This window comes from Pseudarthrobacter sulfonivorans (assembly GCF_031454915.1).
In the GTDB taxonomy this organism is placed as follows: domain Bacteria; phylum Actinomycetota; class Actinomycetes; order Actinomycetales; family Micrococcaceae; genus Arthrobacter; species Arthrobacter sulfonivorans_C.
This window is the reverse complement of the sequence record NZ_JAVDRS010000018.1, coordinates 1-10,045: the sequence shown is the minus strand read 5'-3', so window position 1 is coordinate 10,045 and position 10,045 is coordinate 1. Positions and strand designations below refer to the sequence as shown.

Sequence of the window (10,045 nt, the reverse complement as noted above, 5' to 3'; positions counted from 1 at the left end):
CCCCTCAGGGTCCGGACCCTTAAACGCACATAGTTAAGCTCTCCCGGCCGACAGGCGCAGCCTCCGCGGACCGGGGATCCCCACGAATGGTAGGAAGAACAGTGATAGGTGTCATCGCCGATGATGTGACCGGTGGTACCGACGTTGCGGTCGCCTTCCGGCGGGCCGGGCTGGCAACGGTCATCCTCTTCGGCCAGCCTGATGAGCAGACCATCCTGACGTACCATGACGCTGTGGTCATTGCACTGAAAACAAGGACCCTCCCGGTTGACGACGCCGTCGCCGAATCCCTGCGCGCCGCAGCCTGGCTCAAGAACCATGGCGCCGTCCAGCTGTACTTCAAGTACTGCTCCACCTTCGATTCCAAACCCGAAGGAAACATCGGCCAGGTTGCCGACGCCCTGGCCGACCTCCAGGGAGCGCGCCTGACCGTGGTCGCGCCGTCTTCGCCGGAGCACCGCCGTACGCAGTACATGGGCAACCTGTTCGTCGCCGAGCAGCCGCTGGCGGAGTCCCCGATGAGCCACCACCCCCTGACCCCGATGACGGATTCGAACGTCGTGCGGCTGCTAACAGCCCAGACAGACCGTCCGGTTGAACTTGTCAGCCAAAAAACCGTACGCGCCGGCGCCCGGGCAATCCGGGAATGCCTCGATGACCTCGCCTCCCGCGGAGTCCGCTACGCCGTCACCGATGCGATTTCGGCAGCGGACCTGCAGGCCATCGGCGACGCCTGCCGCGATGACGTGCTGGTGACCGGAGCCGCCGGTCTGGCAGGCGGCCTCGGCCGCGCAGTGGCCGGCACCCGGGGCGCCAGCCAGAGCCACGGCGAAGACCCGGTCGGGGCCGGCCGGTCCGTCGCCCTGGCCGGGAGCTGCTCGTCCCGGACCAGGGAACAGGTCGCCTACATGCGCGACCACGACCCCGCCTTCTTCCTGGACGCCATCGCCACTCCCGACCCGGAAAAGCTCGCCGAATCAGCACTCGCCTGGTTCGCATCCCTGCCCGCCGAGGCCCGCCCACTGATCTACTCCACCCTCGAACCGGACGAACTTCGCCGGTCCCAGGAGATCCTGGGCACGGAACGCTCAGCGGCGATCCTGGAAACCGCCACCGGCCTGATCGCACGGGGACTGGTCGCCCGCGGAGTCCGGCGGATCGTCACCGCCGGCGGAGAAACCTCCGGAGCCGTAGTCTCCGCGCTGGGCATCCAGGGCGGAACCATCGGCGCGGAAATCGCTCCCGGGGTTCCCTGGATCTACACCACAGGCCCGGTTCCGATCGCGGTACTGCTCAAGTCCGGGAACTTCGGCGACCCCGAACTGCTCGTCCAGGCCGTCCGTGCAGGCGCCCGCACCGGGGAGGCCAGCCTTGCCGGACACTGAAATCGCCTATGTCGGGTCGCGGACCAGCGTCCTGCGGGACGGGCGCGGCAGCGGCCTGGAAGTCTTCGAAATCCTTCCCGACGGGCGCTGGCTTCCCCGTCAGACCGTCGGGATGGACAACCCCAGCTTCATGGTCCTGAGCCCCGGCGGGACGCAGCTGTACGTCGCCCACGGCGACGGGAACCAGGTCAGCGCCCTGGAGCTGGACCCTGCCACCGGCCGCATCGACTACCGTGACACTGTCGACGCAGGGGGAGTGAATCCCGTCCATCTGGCGTTGAGCCCGGACCGGCAGTTCCTGCTGGTCGCCAACCACAACAGCGGCACCGTCGCCAGTCTCCGCATCCTGCCAGACGACAGCCTCGGCCCCGTCACCGGGCTGCTGTCCTTCGAAGGCGAAACGGGCCCGCACCGCCGGGATCAGAACAGTTCCAAACCCCACCAGGTCGTTTTCGATGCCACCGGTCGCTACGCTCTGGTACCGGACAAGGGCCTGGACTCCGTTTTCACGATCTCCGTGGACTCACAGGGCGCATTGACGTGGCACCAGGACAGGACCGTCCGGCTGCGGGAAATGTCCGGCCCCCGGCATCTGGTGTTTTCCCCCTCCAACCGGTACGTATATTCGGTCGAGGAGTTCCTCTCCACCGTCACCGCCTACAGCTGGGACGCCGCCACCGGAACACTGCACCCCATCCAGTCGCTGACCTCGCTGCCGGACACCGTCACCGGCGACAGCCGCGGCGCCGAAATCGCGGTCAGCCCCGACGGAACCCACCTCTACGTCTCCAACCGCAGCGGACCAGGGGACCATTCACCGGGCGGAGATTTCCCGGACACCATCGGCACCTACGACGTCGACCCGGACACCGGACGGCTCGGCAACGGACGCTGGACAGAAACCCACGGCACCCGGCCCCGGTTCTTCTGTTTGGACACGGACGGTGCCGCGCTGCTCGTCGCCCACGAACGAGGGCACTCCATCGCCGCCCACGCCCTGGATCCGGCCACCGGAACCCCAGGCCCTGCCGTGTTCCGGGCCGCAACCGGCAGCCCCGTCGCGATCCTGCGCCACCGCATACCCGTCCCTGCCATCACTGATGACTCCGCCGATCCTTCACGGCACCGCCTCGACGCGGCACACCGTTCCACCACCCTTTAGAAAGGAAATGACGTGGGTATCGCCGTCTGGGCACTGATCGTCTATCTGGCCACCATTCTCACCTGGGCCACCATCGTCAAACGCGGCATCGGTGAGGCCATGATCGTCGGGTTCCTCGTCCTGTGCCTCTTTGGCGGCGCGGACTTCTTCGCCCTTGTCGGCACGGGGCTCGGCGAGGCCTTCAAGCAACCTGTGGTCTTCGCCGCCATGTCCTTTACGTTCATCGGCTTTGTCCTGACCCAGACCGGCATCATCCACCACCAGGTGCACATCCTGAACTCCATGCTCGGCCGGCTGCGTGGCGGCGCAGGATACGTCTCGACGCTCGCCTCCGCAGGATTCGGCGCCCTGACCCACTCAGCCTCAGCGAACGCCGCCACCATCGGTTCGGTCACCATCCCGTGGATGGAACGCTCAAACTGGCCCAAACACATCGCCTCCTCCGTCGTGGCAGGCAACTCCGGCAACGGCACCGTCATCCCGCCCAGCGCCTCGTACCTGATTTTGGTCGGCCTGGCCACTGTGGGGCCGAACATCGACAAGAACGCCACCCTCGTGGCCATGTTCGCCGTGGCCGGCTACTGCGTGCTGTGGCGGCTGCTGTGCATCTTCTACTTCGTGCGCCGGTACAAGATCGCCAAAGTCTCCGGCGAGGAGCTGATGCCGCTGCGCCGGTCCCTGAAGCAGGGCTGGCGGTCACTGATCGTGTACCTGGGCATCGCCGTGCCGATCCTGCTGACTGTCGGCGCCGGCGCCGAAGCCATTGCCCGTTTACTGGGCGACAAAGGCCCGGACGCCGTCAAGGCCATCGACATCCTGCTGTGGATCCCGGTCCTGCTGGGCATCCTGAGCCTGATTATCGGCCGCAAGCAGCTGCCCTCCTCCCCGCGCGCCTGGTATGACTTCATCGCCAGCACCGCACCTCGGTTCAAGGACATCGGCGCGACCCTGGTCTTCTCGTTCGCCGGCAGCGCCGTCCTCCTGGCCCTGGGCCTGGACAAGCAACTCCGCGACGCCCTCACGGGCCTGAACGCGCCCGCCATCGTGACGGTGCTGATCATCGTGATCATCATCGCCCTCGTCGGCGGCCCGCTGAGCGCCACAGCCACGGCCGCGACCCTGGGAGGCGGAGCGTTCGCCGTGCTTGTCGCCGCCGGAGTCCACCCCGCACTGGCCGTCTGCGCCATCATGGTCGCCATCTCCACCGAAGGTGCTTCCCCGCCCGGCGGACCGTCCATCTTCATCTCGGCCAGCATCGCCGAAGTCAACCCCGCCAAGACGTTCGTTCCGCTGGTGGTGTTCTACGTCGTGCCCTTCCTGATCATCCCGGTGGTCGTCGCCTTCAACCTGCTGCCGATTCCGCACTAGCCGGACACAGAAAGGCTGTTCAATGTCCACTCAGAAACACCTGGAATCCGGACCCCGCTTCGGGCCCCGCCGCAAGGCGCTCATCCGTGTGCTGACCATGCTGTTCGTCGCGCTCCTGGTCACCATGCTCGCCCTGGGCACCGTCCTGGTGCTGCTCCAACTCGCCGGGCTCCTCATCGGCAACAGCGATTTCATCATCGGCGTCTCCAAAACGCTCGGCCCCCTCACCTACTGGGTAGCGGCCGCGTTCGGCACCTTCACCCTCATCCTCGCCATGGCACATGGCTGGAAATCCGCAGACTAGGAGCACTCACACAGTGACCGAAACCCACGCCAACCCGCTGATCTCACTGATCAGCGCCACGCCCCTGGCGATCCCGCCGGCCGCCGGCGCGTTCCGTGAGATCTTCCCCGAAGCCAGGCTCTGGAACCTGCTCGATGACCGGCTCCTGGACGACGCCACGGAACAGGGCGGCGTGACCGACGGGCTCGCCGAACGCATGACACGGCTGATCCGCCACGCGGTAACCGAAGGCGCGGACGGGATTCTCCTGACCTGCTCCATGTACGGTCCCATCGCCGAACGGCTCTCCGCCGAACTCACCATCCCGATCTATGCCCCCGACGCGTCAGCCTTCCAGGCCGCCCTGGACGGCCGCTATCAGCGGATCCTGCTGCTGGCCTCCGCGAAGGGGCCGCTCGAAGATGCCCTGGAACGGTTCACCCGGACCGCCGCCGCCACGGGCCGTGCCCTGGCCGTGACCGGGACCGTGGCCGAGGGCGCCGCAGCCGCGGCCGCCGCCGGTGACGCCGAGCGGCTGGGCCGCACGCTGGAGGCCGCCTGCGCAGGACAGGTAGCGGACTTCGACGCCGTGCTGCTGGCCCAGTACTCACTCTCGCCGGCCGCAGATGCCCTCTCCCGCGCCCTGGGCAAGCCCGTGCTGGCCGGCCCGAAACTGGCCGCAGCCACCCTGCGGGCCCAGCTGCTGGGCGACCGGGCCAGTGCCGACACCAACATGAAAGAGAACGCATGAGCACCGAACGCCGTCTGCGGGAAAGCGTCGTCGACGCTGCCCGATCCATCTTCAACCGTGGCCTGACCCACGGCCGGACCGGAAACATCAGCGTCCGCTGGGGCGACTCCATCCTGGTCACCCCCACCGGCAGCAGCCTGGGCACCGTCCTGCCGGACGAGCTGTCCGTCATTGACGCAGCAGGAGAACACATCGGCGGGAACAAACCCTCCAAGGAGGCTTTCCTGCACGCGGCGGTTCTCCGCGCCCGCCCGCAGGACACCGCCGTCGTCCACACCCACTCCACCTACTCGGCCGCCGTGTCCTGCCTGGACCACAGCTCAACGGACAGCGTCATCCCGCCGCTGACCGCGTACTTCGCCATGCGCGTCGGAACGCTGCCCCTGCTGCCGTACCACGCCCCGGGAGACCCGGCCCTGGAGGACCTGGCGGAGGCCACCGCCGCCAACCACCTGGCCATGCTGCTGAGCAACCACGGACCCGTGGTCGCCGGCAAAGACGTCGACAGCGCCATGGATGCGCTGGAGGAACTGGAGGAAACGGCCAAGGTATATCTGCTCCTGCATGGACACAGCACCCGGCCGCTCACACCCGAGCAGGCAGCTGCCGCCGCGCGGATCTGAACGATGACTGGACCGGATCTGCCGACCCTGTCCGGGAACTGAAATGGGCGGGGTCTTCGCAGGATTCGCCCTCGTCGGGACCGTCATCCTGGTCGGCTACCTGGCCGGGCGGTCCGGGATCGCCGGCCCCCACGCGGGGCCGGTGCTGTCCCGGATCGCGTTCTTCATCACCAACCCGGCCCTGCTGTTCACCATCCTGACCACGTCTGAGCTGCACGCCATCTTCTCGGCGCTGGTGCCGGTGGCCTTCGCCGCGGCGGTCCTGACCTGCTTGATCTACTGGGGCCTCAGCGCGCTGTGGTTCCCGCGGAAGGGGGCCGAAACCGTGGTCGGGGCGATGGCCGGCTCCTACGTCAACGCCAACCACATCGGCATCCCCGTGGCCATCTATGCCATCGGCAATGCCACCCCGGTCGCGCCGGTGCTTCTGGTCCAGCTCCTGATGCTCTCGCCGCTGTTCCTGTTGCTGCTGGACCTCACCACCGGGCAGAAGCCAACCCTGAAGTCGCTGATCTCCCAGCCGGTGCGCAATCCGATGATCATCGCCTCCTTCCTCGGCGCCGTCACCGCCTGGACCGGGCTGGAATTGCCGCCGCTGATCTGGGACCCGCTCAAGGTCCTGGGCGGGGCAGCAGTGCCGCTGGTCCTGATGGCCTTCGGCATGAGCCTGCCCGGAAGCAAGCCGCTGCAGTCCGGCGGGACCCGCACCGAAGTGCTGGTCGCCACCGGACTCAAAGCTGTGGTCATGCCTGCGCTGACCTATCTCCTGGCCCGGTACGCCTTTGGGGTCGATGCGGGGCAGACGTTCGCGGCGGTGATCATGAGCGCCTTGCCGACGGCCCAGAACGTCTTCCTCTTCTCCAGCCGCTACACCAGGGGAGCGGCCGTGGCGCGCGACACGATCCTGCTGACATCGGTCGCGGCGATACCTGCCGTGCTGCTCGCAGCGCTGTTACTGGGCTGATGACCGGGGGCCGGCGGCAGCGGCCCCGGTCAGCTTAGAATCCGTAGAGCGTTTCCGGGTTGTCCACCAGAATGCGTTTCCGGTCCCGTTGGCTCGGAACCCAGGATGCGAAGAGATCAAGCATGGCGGCGTCGTCGGGCATGGGCACTTCGCCCCGGGATGCCGTCGGATGCGGCCAGTCGCTGCCCCAGAGCATCCGCTCGGGGGCGGCCCGGGCGAAGGCTGCGCCGACCGCTGCGCGGTCACTGTAGGAGGGGGGTCCGACGGGGGATTCGTGGTAGACCCCGGAGAGTTTGACCCAGGTGTTTCCGGTGTCCACGAGTCCGAGGATGGCGGTGTAGGCCGCGTGTGCGGTGCCGGCCGCGCCCGGGATGCGGCCCATGTGATCGATCACGAGATCGGTCGGCAGGTCACTGATTCGGGCGAGATTTTCCAGGATTCCTTCTGCCGTCATATGGATCTGGACGTGCCAGCCCAGATCTGCGACGCGTTTGGCCAGCGGCCGGATCAGCTCGGCACCGGCGCCGCCAGGCCGGGTGAGGTTGAACCGGATGCCGCGGATGCCGCCCTCGTCCAGGTCGCGCAGCGCGGCGTCCGAGAACGTGTTGTCGATCACGGCGACGCCGCGGGCATTGCGCTGGCCAAGCTGGCTGATGGCGTCCAGGGTGCAGCGGTTATCGGTGCTGTAGTTCGAGGGGGTGACGACCACGGTGCGCCTGGTGCCGGTCCGGCGCTGCAGCAGCCGGTAGTCCGACACGGTTGCCTTGGGCGGGGGAGTGGCGGTCGGCAGCGGGTACGGAAACCTGTCCGGATCAAAGATGTGCATGTGGCAGTCCGTGGCCTGGCCCGGGACCCGGTACGCGGCCCGCCCGGTTCCGGCCGAGAACGGAGCCTGGCAGTCCTCTGCTGCCTGCGCCGACGCGGCGCCGCCGGCTGCCAGCGCAACGCCCGCCAACGCGCCCCGGACCAGGGTGCGCCGGCTGAATGAACCGGACGGGATGAAGGTTCCGGAATCCGGCCCTGTCTGAGGTGTCATGGGGTCTCTCCTTTGAGGAAGCTCTAGGCACCCCCGCATGTGAGGTGCGCCACATCCATCATGAAGCAAAGTGGACGACCAGTCAACCACTTAAAGCGGGGTAGGTTCACGTCCCCGGCTGGGCTGTTGCGTCAAAGGATGCCAGCAGGCGGCCGCCGGTGTCGGCCTGGCTGCCCGGGACGACGAGACGGGCGGAGATTTCCCTGTAGGCCAGGAAGTGGGGTGCGTTCAGGTGCTCCTCTTCGAAGGCCGCTCGGTCACGGTACACCTCATAGAAGGCGAACAGGTTCGACCCCGCGCCGAGTTCCACGACGTCGAATCGGTAACACCCCGCTTCGTCCTGGACGGATAGCCGGGCGTTCTCGGCGATGGCGTCCAGGAATTCCTCGCGCCCTTCAGGCTTTACTTCCAGGGTGACCCAGAGACTGAACACATGCGCTCCTCAATTGATGGCAGCCGGTGCCGTGGCTGGCAGAGGTGATCAGGCTATCGGTGCCAGTGCCGTTCCGGGGCTGACTGCCCGGGTCAGGAAGTCGATGTCACCGAAGTTGCCCGACTTGAGCAGTAAGGCAATCGGGTCCTTGCCGGACGGGAAAATCCACGGGACTCCGGGAGCTGCCTCGGGCCCGATCAGGCCGCCGCTGACTTCCAGCGCGGTGACGACAGAGCCTGATGTTTCGCCGCCGGCCACGACGACGCGCCGCACGCCCCTGCGGACAAGTCCCCGGGCGATGAGCCCCATGGCAGTTTCGAGGATCTGTGCAGACTCAGCGACGCCCAGCAGGCTTTGGGACTCCCGAAGTTTTTCCGGGGGAAGCGAGGAGTAGATGAGCGGGGTCAGGCCCGCCGGCTGTCTCTCGTACCAGGCCAGGGCGGCCTCCGCCAGCAGGCGCGAGTCGGGGACGGCGACCGCATCGAGTTGGTAGGACGGGTGGCCGCCTGCCTGCATGGCGCTGATTTGCTGCAGTGTCCGGGCCGAGCAGGAACCGGCCAGCGCGATGGCCGGACCGTCGTTCCCGGCTTCATCAGCCGGGGTTGCCGGACTGCTGGCGGGCGTTTCGCGTTCGGCGACCGCAGTGGCGAGACCGGCTGCCAGACCGGCTGCCCCGGATACGAAAGGGTGGTCCAGGATTGCCCGGCCGATGATGGCGAGGTCGCCGGCATCGACGGCGTCAACGACGGCATAGGCCGTGCCCGCAGCGCAAAGGCCGGTGAAGTTCTCCTCGAGGGAATCGGGGCCGGTATGCACCTCCTGCAAGGTGACGAGGGAGACCGTTCGTGCAGTTTGGGTGCGGAGGAGGACCGGTACGCGGGAATCCGTCATGGGCGTCAGGGGATGGTGCCGCATGGGCGAATCCGACAGGAGCTGGTTGTTGACGAAAAGGTGGCCGTTGTACTGGGTGCGTCCGTGTGCGGGCGAGCTGGGGACCACGACGGCGAAGTCGCTCCCGGCCAGGTCCGCGAGGGCGTCACAGACCGGACCGATGTTGCCTGCGGGCGTTGAATCGAAGGTCGAGCAGAACTTGAAGAAGAGCTGCCGCGCTCCGGCGGCGAGGAGCCCCCGGGCGGCCTGGAGGGATTGTGCGACGGCCTGATCCACCGGGAGGGTGCGGGTCTTGAGTGCGACGACGACGACGTCGGCACCGTCGCCGGCCTGCACGGCGTCCTGGGTTCCGAACTGGATCAGGACGCGGAGCCCCGCGCGGCGGAATGCGACGGCAACATCGGTGCCGCCGGTGAAATCATCGGCAATTACCCCGATCATCGGGAACCTCCTAGGGTGGTGCGGCGTAGTGCCGCGGCTGAGCTCAGTGGCCCGGAGAAGACCGGTATGCCGGTGGCTGTTTCAAGGGCCCTGGCAGCGGGTGCCAGGGAATACTGGGCGAGCAGAATCGCATCGGGTGCCGTCCGCTGGCCGCTGACTGTGGTGACGAGCGCGTCGGTAAGTTCTTTGGTGTTTCCGGCAAGGGCGGCAGCCTTTGCGTTCTTCGCGACGGCTCCCCGGATTTCCACCGGAGCTGCCCGTTCGGCGCACTCATTGATGAACCGGTTGAGGGCCACAGTCAGGGGTTGCGGTGCGCTGGCGAGCACCAGGACAGTTCCGGGTGCCTCGTGGAGGAGTCCGTTCAGCGCCATTTCGTCGGGGTCAAGCAGTGGTATCGGGCATTTGTCGGCGAAGGACCGGAGGGCGCTCACGTAGACCGGGCAGGTCAGAAGGATTGCGTCGGCGCCTTCGATGACTGCGTGGTCGATCAGGCGATGCATGCGTTCGGCCAGGGACCCGGTGACGCCGCGGGGGTCCGCGTCGTCCTGCAAGCGGTCATCGAGAATGTTCCAGAGCCGGGCTTCCGGAAATTCGTCGGCGAAGGCGCTGTTCGCAGGCGTCATTGCTGCCGGGTTGGCGCTGATCAGCGCTACCAGCGGACGCTTTTGTCCGGGGGACATGGTGGCTCTCCTGATCCGATAGTGGGAA

General features: G+C 67.3%; 11 protein-coding genes. 7 read left to right on the top strand and 4 right to left on the bottom strand.

Features of this window, described 5'->3' with window-relative positions:
* Positions 1–86 precede the first annotated feature (86 nt).
* Genes otnK (J2808_RS22150) through J2808_RS22120 form a run of 7 tightly spaced genes read left to right on the top strand, consistent with a single transcriptional unit; the run spans position 87 to position 6,536 of the window.
* Complete coding sequence (otnK, locus tag J2808_RS22150; protein WP_309821015.1) at positions 87–1,385, top strand: 3-oxo-tetronate kinase; 1,299 nt, start codon at positions 87–89, stop codon at positions 1,383–1,385.
* Entirely contained in the window at positions 1,372–2,547 is a 1,176-nt protein-coding gene (locus J2808_RS22145) for a lactonase family protein (RefSeq protein WP_309821013.1), read from the top strand. The genes otnK (J2808_RS22150) and J2808_RS22145 overlap by 14 nt, the downstream gene beginning before the upstream one ends.
* 12 nt (positions 2,548–2,559) lie before the next feature.
* Positions 2,560–3,915: a TRAP transporter large permease subunit gene (locus J2808_RS22140; RefSeq protein ID WP_309821011.1), complete on the top strand. Its 1,356-nt coding sequence runs from the start codon at positions 2,560–2,562 to the stop codon at positions 3,913–3,915.
* Between the two features lie 22 nt (positions 3,916–3,937).
* On the top strand, positions 3,938–4,219 hold the full coding sequence (locus tag J2808_RS22135; RefSeq protein WP_309821009.1) for a hypothetical protein: 282 nt from the start codon (positions 3,938–3,940) through the stop codon (positions 4,217–4,219).
* A 13-nt stretch (positions 4,220–4,232) separates the two neighbouring features.
* Positions 4,233–4,949: an aspartate/glutamate racemase family protein gene (locus J2808_RS22130; RefSeq protein ID WP_309821006.1), complete on the top strand. Its 717-nt coding sequence runs from the start codon at positions 4,233–4,235 to the stop codon at positions 4,947–4,949.
* Complete coding sequence (gene otnC, locus J2808_RS22125; RefSeq protein ID WP_309821004.1) at positions 4,946–5,572, top strand: 3-oxo-tetronate 4-phosphate decarboxylase; 627 nt, start codon at positions 4,946–4,948, stop codon at positions 5,570–5,572. Before J2808_RS22130 ends, otnC begins: the two co-directional genes overlap by 4 nt.
* Positions 5,573–5,615: 43 nt before the next feature.
* The gene (locus J2808_RS22120; RefSeq protein ID WP_309821002.1) at positions 5,616–6,536 is read left to right on the top strand and encodes an AEC family transporter; all 921 of its coding nucleotides are present in this window, start codon (positions 5,616–5,618) and stop codon (positions 6,534–6,536) included.
* Between the two features lie 34 nt (positions 6,537–6,570).
* On the opposite strand, the gene J2808_RS22115 is transcribed toward J2808_RS22120, so the two are convergent.
* The 4 genes from J2808_RS22115 to J2808_RS22100 all read right to left on the bottom strand — a co-directional run.
* Positions 6,571–7,572 carry an amidohydrolase family protein gene (locus J2808_RS22115; RefSeq protein ID WP_309821000.1) on the bottom strand — a complete coding sequence of 334 codons (1,002 nt, stop codon included), beginning with the start codon at positions 7,570–7,572 and terminating at the stop codon, positions 6,571–6,573.
* Between the two features lie 106 nt (positions 7,573–7,678).
* A complete protein-coding gene (locus tag J2808_RS22110; protein WP_309820998.1) occupies positions 7,679–8,005 on the bottom strand; it encodes a putative quinol monooxygenase in 327 nt (108 codons plus the stop codon).
* Positions 8,006–8,053: 48 nt separating this feature from the next.
* Positions 8,054–9,337 (bottom strand): 3-oxo-tetronate kinase, encoded by a 1,284-nt coding sequence (gene otnK / locus J2808_RS22105; protein WP_309820996.1) that lies wholly within the window; start codon positions 9,335–9,337, stop codon positions 8,054–8,056.
* On the bottom strand, positions 9,334–10,045 hold a 712-nt coding region (locus tag J2808_RS22100; RefSeq protein WP_309820994.1), incomplete at its 5' end, for a hypothetical protein. The genes J2808_RS22100 and otnK (J2808_RS22105), both read right to left, overlap by 4 nt.

Excerpts from the sequence above, each read along its gene's own strand:
- otnK (WP_309821015.1), top strand. The coding sequence starts at position 87 with ATGGTAGGAAGAACAGTGATAGGTGTCATCGCCGATGATGTGACCGGT.
- otnC (WP_309821004.1), top strand. The coding sequence starts at position 4,946 with ATGAGCACCGAACGCCGTCTGCGGGAAAGCGTCGTCGACGCTGCCCGA.
- J2808_RS22135 (WP_309821009.1), top strand. The coding sequence starts at position 3,938 with ATGTCCACTCAGAAACACCTGGAATCCGGACCCCGCTTCGGGCCCCGC.
- J2808_RS22115 (WP_309821000.1), bottom strand. The coding sequence starts at position 7,572 with ATGACACCTCAGACAGGGCCGGATTCCGGAACCTTCATCCCGTCCGGT.
- otnK (WP_309820996.1), bottom strand. The coding sequence starts at position 9,337 with ATGATCGGGGTAATTGCCGATGATTTCACCGGCGGCACCGATGTTGCC.
- J2808_RS22120 (WP_309821002.1), top strand. The coding sequence starts at position 5,616 with ATGGGCGGGGTCTTCGCAGGATTCGCCCTCGTCGGGACCGTCATCCTG.